General features: G+C 62.5%; 11 protein-coding genes. 4 read left to right on the top strand and 7 right to left on the bottom strand.

All coding sequences use genetic code 11. From position 1 onward, the window contains the following. Nucleotides 1-8: 8 nt before the first annotated feature. From BV82_RS18735 to BV82_RS18725, 3 genes are all read right to left on the bottom strand, one after another. Nucleotides 9-1220, bottom strand: coding sequence for a nitrate/nitrite transporter (locus tag BV82_RS18735; RefSeq protein WP_036996434.1), 1212 nt, complete (start codon nucleotides 1218-1220; stop codon nucleotides 9-11). 150 nt (nucleotides 1221-1370) lie between these two features. Beyond that, nucleotides 1371-1946: an ANTAR domain-containing response regulator gene (locus tag BV82_RS18730; protein WP_010223325.1), complete on the bottom strand. Its 576-nt coding sequence runs from the start codon at nucleotides 1944-1946 to the stop codon at nucleotides 1371-1373. Between the two features lie 14 nt (nucleotides 1947-1960). Beyond that, nucleotides 1961-3175, bottom strand: coding sequence for a CmpA/NrtA family ABC transporter substrate-binding protein (locus BV82_RS18725; protein WP_036996432.1), 1215 nt, complete (start codon nucleotides 3173-3175; stop codon nucleotides 1961-1963). Nucleotides 3176-3327: 152 nt separating this feature from the next. Between BV82_RS18725 and BV82_RS18720 the strand changes: the two genes are divergently transcribed. Then, the gene (locus BV82_RS18720; RefSeq protein WP_036996431.1) at nucleotides 3328-4350 is read left to right on the top strand and encodes a quinone-dependent dihydroorotate dehydrogenase; all 1023 of its coding nucleotides are present in this window, start codon (nucleotides 3328-3330) and stop codon (nucleotides 4348-4350) included. Nucleotides 4351-4446: 96 nt separating this feature from the next. Here BV82_RS18720 and rmf read toward each other — a convergent pair whose 3' ends face one another. After that, nucleotides 4447-4662, bottom strand: coding sequence for a ribosome modulation factor (gene rmf, locus BV82_RS18715; protein ID WP_010223328.1), 216 nt, complete (start codon nucleotides 4660-4662; stop codon nucleotides 4447-4449). Between the two features lie 537 nt (nucleotides 4663-5199). Here rmf and rlmKL point away from each other — a divergent pair. After that, on the top strand, nucleotides 5200-7398 hold the full coding sequence (gene rlmKL, locus BV82_RS18710) for a bifunctional 23S rRNA (guanine(2069)-N(7))-methyltransferase RlmK/23S rRNA (guanine(2445)-N(2))-methyltransferase RlmL (RefSeq protein WP_036996430.1): 2199 nt from the start codon (nucleotides 5200-5202) through the stop codon (nucleotides 7396-7398). A 102-nt stretch (nucleotides 7399-7500) separates the two neighbouring features. Next, entirely contained in the window at nucleotides 7501-9894 is a 2394-nt protein-coding gene (locus BV82_RS18705) for a sensor domain-containing diguanylate cyclase (protein WP_010223330.1), read from the top strand. A 7-nt stretch (nucleotides 9895-9901) separates the two neighbouring features. On the opposite strand, the gene dacB is transcribed toward BV82_RS18705, so the two are convergent. Beyond that, nucleotides 9902-11365, bottom strand: coding sequence for a D-alanyl-D-alanine carboxypeptidase/D-alanyl-D-alanine endopeptidase (gene dacB / locus BV82_RS18700; protein WP_026001339.1), 1464 nt, complete (start codon nucleotides 11363-11365; stop codon nucleotides 9902-9904). Between the two features lie 214 nt (nucleotides 11366-11579). On the opposite strand from dacB, the gene BV82_RS18695 reads away from it, so the two are divergent. Continuing rightward, on the top strand, nucleotides 11580-11924 hold the full coding sequence (locus tag BV82_RS18695) for a YggL family protein (protein ID WP_010223332.1): 345 nt from the start codon (nucleotides 11580-11582) through the stop codon (nucleotides 11922-11924). A gap of 57 nt (nucleotides 11925-11981) precedes the next feature. Here BV82_RS18695 and BV82_RS18690 read toward each other — a convergent pair whose 3' ends face one another. Both BV82_RS18690 and BV82_RS18685 read right to left on the bottom strand, forming a co-directional pair. After that, nucleotides 11982-15632, bottom strand: a complete 3651-nt coding sequence (locus BV82_RS18690) for a transporter substrate-binding domain-containing protein (RefSeq protein ID WP_036996429.1) — start codon at nucleotides 15630-15632, stop codon at nucleotides 11982-11984. Between the two features lie 8 nt (nucleotides 15633-15640). Beyond that, complete coding sequence (locus BV82_RS18685) at nucleotides 15641-16273, bottom strand: response regulator transcription factor (protein WP_010223334.1); 633 nt, start codon at nucleotides 16271-16273, stop codon at nucleotides 15641-15643. Nucleotides 16274-16454: the final 181 nt, after the last annotated feature.

Here is a 16454-nt window from a genome sequence, read left to right as displayed (position 1 = left end):
CGTAACCCTCAGACCCGCGCCGCGGTCACCGCCGCCGAGCCCCAGGTGGTGCGCCAGCGCTGCTTGACGCCGTGCAGACCGAACCAGGCAAGGATGCCGAGGCTGGCGAACAGCCACAGGCCCGACTGATAGTCGCCAGTGTGCTGCTTGATCATCCCCAGGCCCGCGGCGAGCAGGAAGCCGCCGATGCCGCCGGCCATGCCGATCAGCCCGGTCATCACGCCGATTTCCTGGCGAAAACGTTGCGGCACCAGCTGGAACACCGCGCCGTTGCCGGCACCCAGGCCGAGCATGGCGCTGACGAACAGGGCCAGGGCGGCCACCGCGCTGGGCAGGTTGAAGCCGACGGCGGCAATGCAGATGGCGGCGACGCTGTACATCGCCAGCAAGGTGCGGATACCGCCGAAGCGATCAGCCAGGGCGCCACCCAACGGGCGCATCAGGCTGCCGGCGAATACGCAGGCGGCAGTGTAGTAGCCGGCGGTCACCGGGCTCAGGCCGTACTGGTCGTTGAAGTAGCCGGGCAGGGCACTGGCCAGGCCAATGAAGCCGCCGAAGGTAACGCTGTAAAAGAACATGAACCACCAGCTGTCACGGTCACCCAGGGCCTTGAGGTAGTCGGCCAGGGCTTTGGGTTTGGGCCGCTCGGGGGCGTTGCGCGCCAGCAGGCTGAACAGCACCAGGGTCAGCAGCAGCGGGATCACGGCAAAACCGAAGACGTTGTTCCAGCCAAAGCCTGCGGCCAGGGCCGGGGCCAGCAGCGCGGCGAACACGGTGCCGGAGTTGCCGGCGCCAGCGATGCCCATGGCCTTGCCCTGGTGCTGGGCCGGGTACCACTGCGAGGCCAGCGGCAGCGATACGGCAAACGAGGCCCCGGCAACGCCGAGGAACACCCCGAGCAACAGGGCTTGTTCATAACTATGGATGCCCAGGCGCCAGGCGCAGAACAGTGCGACGATGACAATCACCTGGCCGATCAGCCCGGCGGTCTTGGGCGACAGCCGGTCCACCAGCAGGCCCATGACAAAGCGCAGGATCGCCCCGGCAAGGATTGGCGTGGCGACCATCAGGCCGCGTTGCTGGGTGGTCAGTTGCAAATCAGCGGCGATCTGCACCGCCAGCGGGCCGAGCAGGTACCAGACCATGAAGCTCAGGTCGAAGTACAAAAAGGCGGCGAACAGGGTAGGGACATGCCCGGACTTCCAGAAACTCGTATTCATCGAACACCTCGTTGAACAGGGACGGAAACGAAAAAGACGTCGCCACCCGACCCGCTTGCGCGAGTGGGGGTGCGACGTCTTTGTCGTGAAGGGGGCAACCGCCGTTGGCTACCTGTCCTTTGCTGATAGCAAGAGCCGGGCCAGAATGCCTCAGCCGAGCAGGTCGCTCATGGCAATGATCTGCTCGGCCACCTGGATCAGCTTTTGTTGCTTGCTCATGGCCTGGCGGCGCATCAGGGTGTAGGCCTGTTCTTCGTTGCAGTCCTTCATTTTCATCAACAGACCCTTGGCCAGTTCGATCCGCTTGCGCTCCGCCAGTTGCTGGTCGCGGGCCTGCAGCTGGGCCTTGAGCGCCTGGTCGCTTTCAAAGCGGGCCATGGCCACGTCAAGGATCGGCTGCAGCCGCGTGGCCTGGATGCCTTCGACGATGTAGGCGCTGACCCCGGCCTGGATGGCCTGGCGCATCACGCCGGGGTCGTGCTCGTCAGTGAACATGACGATCGGCCGCGGCCGGTCGCGGCTGACCAGCACCACTTGCTCCATGACATCCCGGCCCGGTGACTCGGTATCGATCAGCACCACGTCCGGATGCACCGTTTCGACGCGCGCCGGCAGGTCGATGGTCAGGCCCGACTCTTCGATCACCTCGAACCCGGCCTGGACCAGGGCGGCCTTGAGGCGACCGACTTTTTTCGCAGTGTCGTCGATCAACAGGATTCGCAGCATGGTGGCGTCTCCTTTCAGCGGCGGGCGAGGGTGGCTGGCGGTTCCGCCAGTGCATGCAGGCGAAAGCTGCGGGCGTAGCCATACGGGTCGCTGCCATCCCAATGGCTGCCATCGATCAGCGGGCTGCTGCGCATGTCGGGGCCTGCGCAGGGCACGCCGATCGCTGTGGCGGCATCGCGGTACAGCGCCAGTTGCTGGACCTGGCGGGCCACGGCGAGGTAGTCGGGATCTTCGCGCAGCAAGCCCCAGCGGCGGAACTGGGTCATGAACCACATGCCATCGGACAGGTATGGCACGTTGGCCCGGCCTTCATCGTGCAGGCGCAAGGCGTGGGGGTCATGCCACTGGTTGCCCAGGCCGTCCTGGTACTGGCCGAGCAGGCGTGGCTCGATACTCGACAGCGGTGCATCCAGGTACGCCTTGCCGCTGAGCAACTGCGCGGTACTGCGCCGATTTTCGTTGTTCTGCTCGATGAAACGACTGGCGGCCAGCACCGCCATCACCAGGGCCCGGGCGGTGTTCGGGTACTGTTCGACAAAGGCCCGGGTGCAACTCAGGACCTTTTCCGGATGGTCCGGCCAGATCGACTGGCTGGTAGCCAGGGTAAAACCCTGGCCCTGCTCGATGGCGCCCGCCGACCAGGGTTCACCGACGCAAAAGCCATCGATGCGTCCGGCTTGCAGGTGCGCGAGCATCTGTGCAGGCGGCACCACTACGCTATTGACGTCATGCAACGGATGGATGCCCTGGCTGGCCAGCCAGTAATACAGCCACATGGCATGGGTGCCGGTGGGAAAGGTCTGGGCAAAGGTCAGTTTTGTCCTGCTTTGGTGCACGAAATGCTCCAGTGCCTCGGGACTGGTCACACCTTGGCGTTGCAGTGCCGCGCACAGGTTGATGCCCTGGCCGTTCTGGTTCAGCCCCATCAGCACCGCCATGTCGGTGGCCGCGCTACCGCCGATGCCCAGTTGCAGCGCATAGATCAGGCCATAGAGGCTGTGAGCGGCATCCAGCTCGCCACTGGCCAGCTTGTCACGCAGGCCGGCCCAGGAGCTTTGGCGCTGCAGGTTCAGGCTCAGGCCGTAGGCCTGGGCGAAGCCCTGGGTGGCAGCCACCACCACCGAGGCGCAATCGCTCAGGGCCATGAAACCGAGATTCAGGCTGGGCTTTTCCGGGGCATCGCTGCCGATGACCCAGGCCAGGGAAGTTACGGGAATAGGGTTGGTCACGTCATTGCGCCTGTGTCGAAGGTCAGGCCGTACCGCTCGCGTGGCAGGCGTTGTAAGAGGGATCTAGCAACGCATATGCCAAGGCGGCCCTGTCCCCCGGACGACGCCACCGCTATAATCGCCCCCTCACTCACGTCGAGCTAAGCCCGCCCATGTATACCCTGGCCCGCCAGTTGCTGTTCAAGCTCTCCCCGGAGACTTCCCATGACCTGTCCCTGGACCTGATCGGCGCCGGTGGCCGCCTGGGCCTCAACGGGCTGCTGACCAAGGCGCCGGCCTCTTTGCCGGTCACCGTCATGGGCCTGAACTTTGCCAACCCGGTCGGCCTGGCAGCAGGCCTGGACAAGAACGGCGCGGCCATCGACGGCTTTGCCCAACTGGGTTTCGGTTTTGTCGAGATCGGCACCGTCACCCCGCGTCCGCAACCGGGCAACCCCAAGCCGCGCCTGTTCCGCCTGCCGGAAGCGCAAGCGATCATCAACCGCATGGGTTTCAACAACCTGGGTGTCGACAACCTGCTCAACCGGGTACGTGCGGCCAAATACCGTGGCATTCTCGGTATCAACATCGGCAAGAACTTCGACACTCCGGTCGAGCGCGCGGTCGACGACTACCTGATTTGCCTCGACAAGGTCTATGACCAGGCCAGCTACATCACCGTCAACGTCAGCTCGCCCAACACCCCGGGCCTGCGCAGCCTGCAGTTCGGCGATTCGCTCAAGCAACTGCTCGACGCCCTGGCCGAGCGCCGTTCGCAACTGGTGAGCGAGCGCGGCAAGCAGGTGCCACTGGCAATCAAGATCGCCCCGGACATGAGCGATGAAGAAACCGCGCTGGTCGCCTCGGCCCTGGTCGAATCGGGCATGGACGCGGTGATCGCCACCAACACCACCCTCGGCCGTGAAGGCGTCGAGGGCCTGCTGCATGGCGACGAGGCCGGTGGCCTGTCGGGTGCGCCGGTGCTGGAAAAGAGCACGCATATCGTCAAGGTGCTGGCCGGCGAGCTGGGCGGCAAGTTGCCGATCATCGCCGCAGGCGGGATTACCGAAGGCAAGCATGCGGCGCAGAAGATTGCCGCCGGTGCCAGCCTGGTACAGATCTACTCGGGGTTCATCTACAAGGGCCCGGCCCTGATCCGCGAGGCGGTGGACGCCATCGCTGCCATGCCGCGCTGAAACCGCAGGCATAAAAAAGGGCCCCCTCAAGGGGCCCCTGGGCCTTAGCCCGCCGCCCGGATGGGGCGTGCATGGTAATCGGATTCAGTTCCTCGTTCAGCCAACGGCGTGAAGTTCGTTGAGTCTATGGATACCCGCAGTGCCGGTCATACCGTCCCAGTTGTCGCCGCGTCCTTCGCGCCAGCCATTGATCCATGCCTGACGTACAGACGGTAGAGTAAAGGGGCAAAGCTCGCGGGATTTGCCGGTGACCCCATATTGGTAGCCACGTGAAAAAGCTCGTTCCAACGGATCACGCTTAAGTCTTCTCATAGGGTGTTGCCCTCACTTGTTGACTGTAATGTCCCGTCGACCTCTAGAAGGTCGGGCAGAATCGTTCTGCCGGTTTGCGCTCGCTGCCGGCGTCGCGAGCGGAAGTGTTGTACCGTTGCGGTGACAACCTGAGATCAGTTCTAACCAATGCACGACACAGTGTGAATGATCGTTTTGTCATAAGGACGTAACCTTTCATAGGGTCACAGGATAAGTAAATAAATGCGTCTGATTAGGATCTGGCGCAAAGCCCGCTATGATCAGGGTTTGGTCTGAAACGAAATCATCTGGCCATTGCCATGTGATAATTTGTAACAACGAAGGTAAAACGACGAAGGGTCATTTTTCCCGGTTTTTTACCTGAATTTTTCATTCTGCTCGGCAATCAAAGACTTTTCTGCCATGGCAAAAGTCAGGTTGGCGGGTGGCCCGGCGTAAAAAAGCGCCACTCGAACGCTGTGGAAAGGCGTTCGATTAAACATCGGAAGGGCGATGCGCTTGCTCTTCCACTTTATTGCTCAAGGCTCTGGATACCCCATGTCGGACCGTTTCGAACTTTACCTCACCTGCCCCAAAGGCCTTGAAGGCCTGCTTGCCGAAGAAGCGCGTGGCCTTGGCCTTGAAGAAGTGCGTGAGCACACCTCGGCGATTCGCGGCACCGCCGACATGGAAACCGCCTACCGGCTGTGCCTGTGGTCGCGTCTGGGCAACCGCGTGCTGCTGGTGCTCAAGCGCTTCAACATGAAAAACGCCGACGACCTCTACGACGGCGTCAATGAAGTCGAGTGGCAGGATCACCTGCAAGCCAGCGGCTCGCTGGCGGTGGAGTTCAGCGGTCATGGTTCGGGCATCGACAACACCCACTTCGGCGCCTTGAAGGTCAAGGATGCGATCGTCGACAAACTGCGCACCAGCAGTGGTGAGCGCCCGTCGGTGGACAAGCTCAACCCTGACCTGCGCGTGCACCTGCGCCTGGAGCGCGGCGAGGCGATCCTGTCCCTGGACCTGTCTGGCCACAGCCTGCACCAGCGCGGCTACCGTCTGCAGCAAGGCGCTGCACCGTTGAAGGAAAACCTCGCTGCCGCGGTGTTGATCCGTGCCGGCTGGCCGCGCATCGCCGCCGAAGGCGGCGCCCTGGCTGACCCGATGTGCGGCGTGGGCACCTTCCTGGTCGAAGCGGCAATGATCGCCGCCGATATCGCACCGAACCTGCGTCGCGAGCGTTGGGGTTTCAGCGCCTGGCTCGGCCACGTGCCAGCACTGTGGCGCAAACTCCATGACGAGGCGCTGGCCCGTGCCGAAGCCGGCCTGGCTCGTCCACCGCTGTGGATCCGTGGTTACGAAGCCGATCCACGGCTGATCCAGCCAGGCCGCAACAACGTCGAACGCGCAGGCCTGAGCGATTGGGTGAAGATCTACCAGGGCGAAGTCGGCACCTTCGAGCCGCGCCCGGACCAGAACCAGAAAGGCCTGGTGATCTGCAACCCGCCGTATGGCGAGCGTCTGGGCGACGAGGCCAGCCTTTTGTACCTCTATCAGAACCTCGGCGAGCGTCTGCGCCAGGCCTGCCTGAACTGGGAAGCGGCGGTGTTCACCGGTGCCCCGGACCTGGGCAAACGCATGGGCATCCGTAGCCACAAGCAATACGCCTTCTGGAACGGCGCCTTGCCGTGCAAGCTGCTGTTGATCAAGGTCCAGCCCGATCAGTTCGTCACCGGCGAGCGCCGTCAGCCGGAGCGCAACGGCGAAGTTGCCGAGCAGCGTTCGCCCGCTGCCGTGGCCAGCGAGCCGGCCCGCCTGAGCGAAGGCGGGCAGATGTTCGCCAACCGCCTGCAGAAGAACCTCAAGCAACTGGGCAAGTGGGCCAAGCGCGAGAACGTCAGTTGCTATCGCCTGTACGATGCCGACATGCCCGAGTACGCCCTGGCCATCGACCTGTACCAGGATTGGGTGCATGTGCAGGAGTATGCCGCACCGCGCTCGATCGATCCGGAAAAAGCCCAAGCGCGCCTGTTCGACGCCCTGGCAGCGATTCCCCAGGCGTTGGGTATCGACCAGAGCCGGGTGGTGGTCAAGCGCCGTGAGCGCCAGACCGGCACCCGTCAGTACGAGCGCCAGAGCACCCAGGGTCAGTTCCTGGAAGTGCGGGAGGGCGGCGTCAAGCTGCTGGTCAACCTCACCGATTACCTGGACACCGGGCTGTTTCTCGACCACCGTCCGATGCGCCTGCGCATTCAGCGCGAGGCTGCGGGCAAGCGCTTCCTCAACCTGTTCTGCTACACCGCCACGGCCAGTGTGCATGCGGCCAAGGGCGGTGCGCGCAGCACCACCAGCGTCGATTTGTCCAAGACCTACCTGGACTGGGCGCGGCGCAACCTGTCGCTCAATGGCTTTTCGGACAAGAACCGCCTGGAGCAGGGCGACGTCATGGCCTGGCTGCAAGCCTGCCGCGACGAGTACGAGCTGATCTTCATCGACCCGCCGACCTTCTCCAACTCCAAGCGCATGGAAGGCGTATTCGACGTGCAGCGCGATCATGTCGAGTTGCTCGACCTGGCCGTGGCACGCCTGGCGCCGGGGGGCGTGCTGTACTTCTCGAACAACTTCCGCAAGTTCCAGCTCGATGAAAACCTGACTGAGCGCTACGCGGTGGAAGAGATCAGTGCCCAGACCCTGGACCCGGACTTTGCCCGCAATAGCAAGATTCACCGGGCATGGAAGATCCAGGCGCGCTGATCGGCTGATTGTCGCGGGCGATGATTGCTTCGTTAATGGCTAATGGCTATAACTCAATCAGAGCCCGCGATCCGCAGGACGCTGGCGTTTTGAGTGCTTTCTATGTCGATGCACGTCGCTCGTCCGAAGATGCTCGGCTTTGTCAGCGAAGAAGTTTCCGCCTGGCTGGTGGCCGGTGTGGCGTTTGTGGCCGGCAGCCTGTTGACAGCGCTGCTGGCGCTGGCGACTCATGACCTGTACCACCAGCAGCTGCGGCAGCGCTTCGAACTGCTGGCCAGCGAACGCTACAGCCGTATCGAAGAACGCTTCGAGGACCAGGTGCAGCGTCTTGACGGCCTGCGCCGTTTCTTTGTGTTCTCCTCAAACGTTACCCTGGATGCGTTCAACGGCTATGCCCAACCTTTGCTCTACCGGACCCAGGCCTATGCCTGGGCGCCACGGGTAGCCGGCGAGGCGCGCGAGGCGTTCGAGCGCGGCGCCGCACAGACACTCGGCAAACCCTTTGCCATCCATGAACTCACTGACGCGGGCAGCCTGCAGGTCGCGGCGCCGCGGCCGTTTTATTATCCGCTGTACTACACCCAGGCGCTGAGTCACCAGGCGCAGCCCCTGGGCCTGGATATGCTATCCCAACCGCTGCGCCAGGCTGCTCTGGATCGCGCCCGGCAGCCTGGCAGCATGGCCGTTTCGGCGCCGCTGAACCTGAGCAATGTCGATCCGGCTTTTACCCGGGGCGTGCTGATGGTGGCCCCGGTGTTCGCGCCCGGCAATACTGCCAGCGCCCCTGACGGCTACGTGCTGGCGGTGATCAGCCTGCAGCAACTGATGGCCGAAGGGCTGCCCAGCCCGAGCCAGGACAATCTGGTAGTGCGCATTCTCGACCTGTCCGGGCAAGGCCGGCGCGAGGTGTTGTTTCAGTCGGGCAACGAGGGCGCCAGCACTGAGCTGACCGCCAGCCATCTGTTGCGCCTGGCCGATCATGACTACCAGCTGGATATTCAGCCGAGTCTGGCGTTCATGGAGGCCAATCGCTCCTCGGCGGTGAACGCCGTGGTACTGCTTGGCGGCCTGCTCAGCCTGTTGCTCAGCGCGTTGCTGTTCAGCCTGTTCGGCCAGCGCCAGCGGGCCCTGACCCTGGTCGAGCAGCGCACTGGCGAGTTGCGCGTCAGCGAGCAGTCGTTGCGCGACACCCATAATCAGCTGCGCAGCGTGCTTGATGCCGCGACCCAGGTGGCAATCATTGCCACCAGCTTGCGCGGGGTGATCAGTACCTTCAACGCCGGTGCCGAACGCATGCTCGGCTATCACAGCGCTGAAGTCATCGGCCAACTGACCCTTGAAGATCTGGTATTGCCGCAGGAACTGCAGGCCCGCGCACGAGCCTTGAGCCAACGTTATGGCCGCGAGGTCAGCGCGGCCCAGGCGATGTTTGCCGAGACGGTCCAGGAGGGTGAAAGCGAACCGGGCGAGTGGACGCTGTTGCGCAAGGATGGCAGCCACCTGCTGGCCAATATGCTGGTCACCGCGGTGCTCGACGAGCACGGGCTGTGGGTCGGGCACCTGGCCATTTGCATCGATGTCACGGAGCGCAAGCGTGTGCACGAGGCCCTGGCAGCCCGTGACCGCCTGCTGGAGAAACTCAGCGCCGAGGTGCCCGGTGGCATCTATCAGTTCCACCTCGACCGCGATGGCCACTCCTGTTTCAGCTATGCAAGCGAAGGTTTGCGCGATATCTACGAGATCGACCCGCAGCGTCTGCGCGAGGATGCGACGGCGGTGTTCGAGCGCATTCACCCGGACGATCTGGCGCGGGTGCGCGCGTCAATCCGCTACTCCGCCGATCACCTGACGCCCTGGCGCGAGGAGTATCGGGTGGTCCTGCCGGCGGCCGGGATGCGCTGGATACGTGGCGAGGCCACGCCGGAGCCGGCCGAGCAGGGCGCTACCTTGTGGCATGGCTACCTGACGGATATTTCCGATCTCAAACGCGTCGAGGAGGAGCTGCGGGCGTTGTCAGTGACGGACTCGCTGACCGGCATCCACAACCGGCGTTACTTCCAGGAGCGGCTCAAAACCGAACTTGAGCGGGCCCAGCGCGATAGTCAGGATCTGGCAGTGATCATGCTGGATATCGACCACTTCAAGCGGATCAACGACCTGTATGGTCATGCCGTGGGTGACCATGTACTGCGCAGCCTGTGCCAGCGCATCAACCATCGCTTGCGCCGCACCGACGTGTTCTGCCGCCTGGGTGGCGAGGAGTTCATGGTCCTGTGCCCGGGCAGCAATGCCGAACGGGCCTACACCCTGGCCTTGGAACTCTGGCAGGGCTTGCGCAGTATGCCGGTGGACGGTGTCGGCATGGTCACGGCGAGTTTCGGCGTAGCCGGCTGGCGCCCCGGGGAGGGCGCCGATGCCTTGCTGCTGCGCGCCGACTCGGGGGTGTATGCGGCCAAGCAGGCTGGCCGCGACCGGGTCGAGGGCGAACAGCCCTGAGCCAGGCTCAGGGCTGAATGGCGGCGGTGCTGTTGACCAGCTTTGGCTGGCGGTACAGGTCCAGCAGGACCTGATCGAGCACTGCCGAAGCACCCCAGGGTTTCGGATCGTTGAGGATCGCCGCCACCGCCCAGGTGTTGCCGTTGCTGTCGCGGCTGAAGCCGGCGATGGCCCGTACGGTATTCAGGGTGCCGGTCTTGATGTGCGCTTCACCGGTCATGGCGGTGCGCTTGAGGCGCTTGCGCATGGTGCCGTCCATCCCCACCAGCGGCATCGAGCTGATGAACTCGGCGGCGTACGGGCTGTTCCAGGCAGCTTGCAGCAGGGCCGCCATTTCCCGGGTGCTGACCCGTTCGGCGCGCGACAGGCCCGAGCCGTTTTCCATGATCAGGTGCGGCGCGGTGATGCCTTTTTTCGCCAACCACTGACGCACCACGCGCTGGGCGGCACGGGCGTCGTCACCATCGGCGTCGGTACGGAACTGCGCACCCAGGCTCAGGAACAACTGCTGGGCCATGGTGTTGTTACTGTACTTGTTGATGTCGCGGATGATCTCGACCAGGTCCGGAGAGAAGGCGCGCGCCAGCAAACGGGCGCTTTTCGGCACGTTGTCGACCCGGTCGCGGCCCTGGATGCTACCACCCAGTTCGTTCCAGATCGCCCGTACCGCACCGGCGGCGTAGGTCGGGTGATCAAGCAGCGACAGGTAGGTTTGCGAGTTGCAGCCATCGCCCAACTGGCCACTGACCACGACGCTGACGCCGTCGGCCTGAACCACCGGGTTGTAGCGCACGTCGCCGCTGCACTGCTTGGCGTTGACCGCCTTGACCTGGTTGTCGATGCGAATGTTGGCAATCGGCGGCTCGACCGACACCAGGACCTTGCCACCGTCGTTACGGGCGACGAAGCGCAAGGCCTTGAGGTTGATCAGCAGCGAGTCGGGCTTGACCAGGAAGGGCTTGTTCTCATCGCCGCCGTCATCGTTGAACTGCGGCAGTTGCGGCTGGATGAAGTGGCTGCGGTCAAGCACCAGGTCACCGCTGATGGTCTGCACGCCATTGGCGCGCAGGTCGCGCATCAGCAGCCAGAGCTTTTCCATGTTCAGTTTCGGGTCGCCACCGCCCTTGAGGTACAGGTTGCCCTGCAGCACGCCATTGCGCAGCGGGCCATCGCTGTAGAACTCGGTCTTCCACTGGTGGGTGGGGCCGAGCATTTCCAGGGCGGCATAGGTGGTCACCAGCTTCATGGTCGAGGCCGGGTTGACCGAGACATCGGCATTGAACACGGTCGGGGTGCCCGGGCCGTTGAGCGGCAGCATCACCAGCGACAGGGCCGAATCCTGCAGTTTGTTGGTTTTCAGCGCTTGCTGCACTTTCGGTGAGAGCGTGGTGTTGACCGCGGCCGCGTGGCTGGAAAGCGCCAGGGGCATCAGCAGGCCGGCAAGCAAAAGAGGGCGAAGAGATCTGATCATGTGCGATAAAACCCTGCGAGCGAGGGGTGAAAAAAACGGAGCGAAAAAAGGTGAAGGCCCCGATACGGAAAAATATAGCGCGCATTATGCCCCAAGCCGAAGGCCCATGGGCCTGTGAATACCGGATCGAGCAGCAGCTTATCGGCTTTTAGTCCGGCAAGGGCGCGGCGAAACTGGTAAAGTGCCGCGCGTTAATACTCAAGAGGATTGTTTCATGGCCACTAACCGTTCCCGCCGTCTGCGCAAAAAACTCTGCGTGGATGAATTCCAGGAGCTGGGTTTTGAGCTGAACCTGGAATTCAAGGAAGATCTGTCCGACGAAGCCATTGACGCCTTCCTCGATGCTTTCCTGGATGACGCCATGGATGCCAATGGTCTGGACTACGTTGGCGGCGACGACTTCGGTCTGGTCTGCAAGGCTGAGCGTGGCTCGGTCACTGAAGAGCAGCGTGCAACTGTTGAAAGCTGGCTCAAAGGCCGCAGCGAACTGACCAAAATCGAAGTCAGCCCGTTGCTGGACGCCTGGTATCCGGAAAACCCGGTTAACCCGGCTTCCTGATCCTGCTGAAACGGCGGCCCCAGTGGCCGCCGTTTTCGTTTCTGCCCCGCCGCCTGTTCAGGTGTTGCCCCGCGATGGTTGGGCTGGCTGTGCGTGCAAGTACCCCTGCAACGCGTCTTCAAGCGCGCTCAAGACGCTCAGTAGCTGCTGCTGGCGATCCTCCAATACCGATGCTGCCTGGTTGCTCTGGCAATCGGCCTCCAGCTGCTCGCAGGCCTGAATCAGACTGTCGGCCTGAATGATGCGGGCGGGTCCGAGAATTTTGTGTGCCTGATTCATCAGTTGCACTGCATCGCCGAGCGGATCGATGGCCTTGAGCGAGGCGCGGTCATGTTTGAAACTGCGCAGCAGTTCTTCGAGCAGTTGGCGTAAATCACTCATGCTCTTGCCCACTACCGGCTCCAGCCCCTGCAGGTCGAATGGCAGCGGTGCAGGCGCTGGCGGCTGTGCGGCCAGCAAGGGCGCTTCGGCCAGGCGCCGGCTCAGTGCATTGAGGCTGATGGGCTTGAGCAGGCAGTCGTCCATGCCAACCTGGCGGCAGCGCTCGCGTACCTCCGGCTGGGCGTTGGCGGTGTAGCCGAGGATGGTGCAGGGGACCCATTGATACTGCCGTTCGTGGTCTCGCGCTGCCTGGGTGAACTGGTAGCCATTCAACTGTGGCATGTTGCAATCGACGATCACCACATCGAACTGCCCCTGGCGCCAGGTGCTCAGGCCACTCAGTCCATTGTCGGCGCTTGCATGCTCAAGCCCCAGAAAGGTCAGCTGCTGGGCAATCAGCAGCAGGTTGGCGGGATGGTCATCGATGACCAGTACGCGCAGCGGAGGTAGCACGGCACAGGGCTCTGGCGGTGCCGGAGCAGGCTTGGGGGTTTCCGCCAACAGGGTCATGGGCATGCCGATGTGCACACGGGTGCCCTGGCCGAGCACGCTGTGCAGGGTCAGGTTGCCTCCCATCGACTGGCACAGGTCGCGGCTGATCGCCAGGCCGAGGCCGGTGCCGCTGCGGGCCAGGTTGCTGTCCGGGTTGGCCTGGGCGAACGGCAGGAACAAGCGCTGCTGGTCCTGTGGGCTAATACCGATGCCACTGTCCTGTACCGTTACCCGCAAGGTCGGCCGGTTGGCAGCGGGGCCGGGCTCCAGGGCCAGGTGTACGGTGACTTGCCCTTTTTCGGTGAACTTGATCGCGTTGCTGACCAGGTTCGACAGGATTTGCTTGAAACGCAGGGGGTCGAGCAGGACCTCGCAGTGGGCCTGCGGGGCAATCTCCAGGCGCAGGAGCAGGTCCTTTTGCCGGGCCACGCCATCGAACACGCGACCGACCGATTCGACCAGCTCCGCCAGGTTGACAGGCTCCGGTGCGAGGGTCAGGTGCCCGGATTCGATGCGCGCCATGTCGAGGATGTCGCCAATCAAGGCCAGCAGTTCTTTGGCCGAATTGTAGGCTACCTCGATGGCCGGGCGATCGATATGCCCTTGATCCGCGCGTTTGAGCGTAAGTTCGAGCATGCCGATGATGGCATTCATCGGCGTGCGTATTTCATGGCTGATGGTCGCCAGGAAGACGCTTTTGGCGCGATTGGCGTCATCGGCCCGCTGCTTGGCCAGGCGCAGGTCCTGAATCAGCTGGCGTCGCTCGCTGATATCGATCCAGCCGCCAATGATCCCCTGGACTTCGCCCAGGGAATCCCGATAAGGCAGGATCCAGTGGTAGATGGTCAGTTCGCGCTCCTTGAGCAACAGCGGCCGGTCAACGATCAACGGGATCCCTTCGTGCATGACCTTCTGGTAATCGGCCTGGATCTGACTGGCATAGCAACTGTCGCCCAGGGTGCTGTCCTGGATCCTTTTGCCCAGCACGTCGCTCAGTTGCGCCTCGACAGCTTCCAGGTAACTGTCGTTGCAACTTTGCAGCAGTCCGTCGCGATCGCGAACGTACATGGGATGGGGAGTGCCGTTGAGCAGGGCGCGCATGAACTCGAGCTGGTCGTTCAGGGCCCGTTCGGCGGCCTCACGTTGCTTGATCTGGCGGCGCATCCAGGCGTTCCAGGCCAGTGACAGCAGGAGCAACAGGCTGGTACCCAGGACCACCTGGAGAATCAGGCGCTGGTATTTTTGCCAATAGGCGTCGGTTTCGGTGCTGTAGCCGCGCCAGCGGCTATTGATGATGCCCAGTTCCTCCGGGTCGATGCTCAACAGCGCCTTGTCGAGGATCGACGCCAGTTCCTGGGCGTTGCGCGCAGTGGCCATGGCGAAGGTGGCCGGTTCCGCGCCGACCGAGGAGCGGATCATCAAGTCGCGCTGGGACACGAGGCTGAAGTTGGCATTGATCAGCGCCGTGATGGCCGCATCGACTTGGCCACTGGCCAGCAATGAAGTGGAGTAGAACGTGCTCTCGGTCTCCACCAGTTGAATGTCGGGAAAGCGTTGGCGCAAATCATCGTACAAGGGGCTGTCGCGGGTCAGGGCCAGACGCCGGCCGGCCATCTGCTCGAGCGAATCGGGGCTGTCGGCACCCTTGCGGGTCATTAGTACGTAGGAGTTTTCCAGGTAAGGGCGACTGATCGCCAGGGTCCCGGCGCGACGAGGGCTGGGTGAAATCGCTGCGATGACGTCCGCCTGGTCATGGTTGAGGCGGTCGATCATATCGCTGATACCGCTGGCCCGTTGCACTTCGAAGCGCAACCCGGTACGCAGGCGGATAAGTTCCAGCAAATCGGCGGCAATCCCGCGAAAGTTGCCGGCGCTATCGAAGAAGGTCAACGGCGCAGCGGTTTCGTTAACCACCACCCGCACCACCGGATGCCCGCTCAGCCAGCGCTCCTCACGTTGTGACAACTGCAGTTTGCGGTCGGTCAGCAAGACGTCGCTGCCGGCACTCCAGCGTTTGAAGATGCTTTCTCGGGTGCTGCTGGACACCAGGTCGAGGGTGGTGTTGACCAGTTCCAGCAGGGTCTGGTTGTCGTGTCGCACGGCGAAGCTGAAGCCTACGGGCTCGTGCTTGCCGAAGTTGGCCATCTTGACGTTTTGCAGATGGCCCTGGTTGATAAGGTAGTGGGTCGAGATGGTATCGCCCAGAAACACATCGGCCTGGTCGAAGGCGACCGCATTGAGTGCATTCTGATAGGACGGGTATGACTGGATGGTGGCATCAGGATAACTGGCCAGCACTTCATCCAACGGCAGGTAGTGATAGACCATGCTCAGGCGCAGGCCCGCCAGGCCCATATCGAGCGGGCGTGACTCGTTCTCGCGGGTCACCAGCACCGGCTGATCGACGGCATAAGGCTTGGACAGGGCAATGCCGGGAGTCGCTGCCTCGAAGCCGTTGGTACTGCCCAGCAGGTCGATCTGTCCTTGTACCAGGGCCTTAACCGCCTCCTGGCGAGTAGCGAAACGTTGAACCTGGATCGGCAGGTTCAGTGCCGAACCGATCAACCCGGCGAAGTCGGCGGTCAGGCCTTCGTAATCACGGCCGCTGGCGGTCATGTCAAAGGGCGGGTAGTCCGGCGCTGAAGTCCCCAGAACCAGTTGGCCCTTGCCTTGGACCCACATCCGCTGGGTCGACGTCAGTGGCAGTTTTGTGGGCAGCGCACCGGCACGGCTGAACAGCGTGAACAGGCTGGCGGCGACTTCATCTGCCTGGGCGGCAAGGCTCAGACAGGCCAGGGCAGCGCACAGTAACAGGATCAGGCGTTGCCTATGCATGAGTGGCCTCAAACCAGTGCATTGCGTTTCGCCATCTCAATCAATTCGACCAGTGAGTTGGCTTTGAGCTTTTGCATCAGTCTTTTCTTGTAAGTACTGACGGTCTTGTTGCTGAGGAACATGCCCTGGGCGATCTCCTTGTTACTTCTACCTTGGGCAAATAGTTGCAGAACCATCAGTTCGCGATCGTTGACCTGTTTGAACAGGTCCAGTTCCGATACCGAATCATCCTGGCGACGTACAGGGTTGATGGCCTGACTTGGGAAATAGTTGTAGCCGGAAAGTACAGCTTTTATTGCGCTGAGCAGTTCGCAGAGGTCTTCTGCTTTGCACACATAGCCAGCGGCGCCCGAATGCATGCAGCGGCTGCCGAAGAGCGCCGGCGATTGCGCGGTCAGTACCAGGATTTTCATTTTTGCGGGGACGCCCATGGCATGGAAGCGCGAGAGCACCTCCAGGCCGTCCAGCCGCGGGATGCTGATGTCGAGGATGATCAGGTCAGGCAGGCATTCACGAACCATTTGCATGGCGTCCACGCCATTGTCCGATTCCCCGACCACTCGATAGCCTTCGTTCTCCAGAAGCATGCGCACCGCCAGGCGGATGACCGGGTGATCGTCGACGATGAATACAGAGTACATGTTGAACTTCCATAAAGGTGCCAGAGAGGAATAGCACCTTAACGCAGATAGAACTGGTCGCACATGAACTCAAGGCGTGTTAATCGATATATAGGAAAAGTCCTACTAACTTTGCAAGCGGAGATTACAGAGGGTTCTTTGTAGGGCGGGTGTTGGGCGGGTTGAAAGTAAGGTGAAGTTA

This window comes from Pseudomonas donghuensis, from assembly GCF_000696345.2.
Taxonomy (GTDB): Bacteria; Pseudomonadota; Gammaproteobacteria; order Pseudomonadales; family Pseudomonadaceae; genus Aquipseudomonas; species Aquipseudomonas donghuensis.
The sequence above is the reverse complement of the archived record's forward strand: the minus strand, read 5'-3'. Positions and strand labels throughout refer to the sequence as shown.

Coding starts and splice junctions, on each gene's coding strand:
- BV82_RS18735 (WP_036996434.1), bottom strand. CDS start 1,220: ATGAATACGAGTTTCTGGAAGTCCGGGCATGTCCCTACCCTGTTCGCC.
- BV82_RS18730 (WP_010223325.1), bottom strand. CDS start 1,946: ATGCTGCGAATCCTGTTGATCGACGACACTGCGAAAAAAGTCGGTCGC.
- BV82_RS18720 (WP_036996431.1), top strand. CDS start 3,328: ATGTATACCCTGGCCCGCCAGTTGCTGTTCAAGCTCTCCCCGGAGACT.
- rmf (WP_010223328.1), bottom strand. CDS start 4,662: ATGAGAAGACTTAAGCGTGATCCGTTGGAACGAGCTTTTTCACGTGGC.
- rlmKL (WP_036996430.1), top strand. CDS start 5,200: ATGTCGGACCGTTTCGAACTTTACCTCACCTGCCCCAAAGGCCTTGAA.
- BV82_RS18705 (WP_010223330.1), top strand. CDS start 7,501: ATGTCGATGCACGTCGCTCGTCCGAAGATGCTCGGCTTTGTCAGCGAA.
- dacB (WP_026001339.1), bottom strand. CDS start 11,365: ATGATCAGATCTCTTCGCCCTCTTTTGCTTGCCGGCCTGCTGATGCCC.
- BV82_RS18695 (WP_010223332.1), top strand. CDS start 11,580: ATGGCCACTAACCGTTCCCGCCGTCTGCGCAAAAAACTCTGCGTGGAT.
- BV82_RS18690 (WP_036996429.1), bottom strand. CDS start 15,632: ATGCATAGGCAACGCCTGATCCTGTTACTGTGCGCTGCCCTGGCCTGT.
- BV82_RS18685 (WP_010223334.1), bottom strand. CDS start 16,273: ATGTACTCTGTATTCATCGTCGACGATCACCCGGTCATCCGCCTGGCG.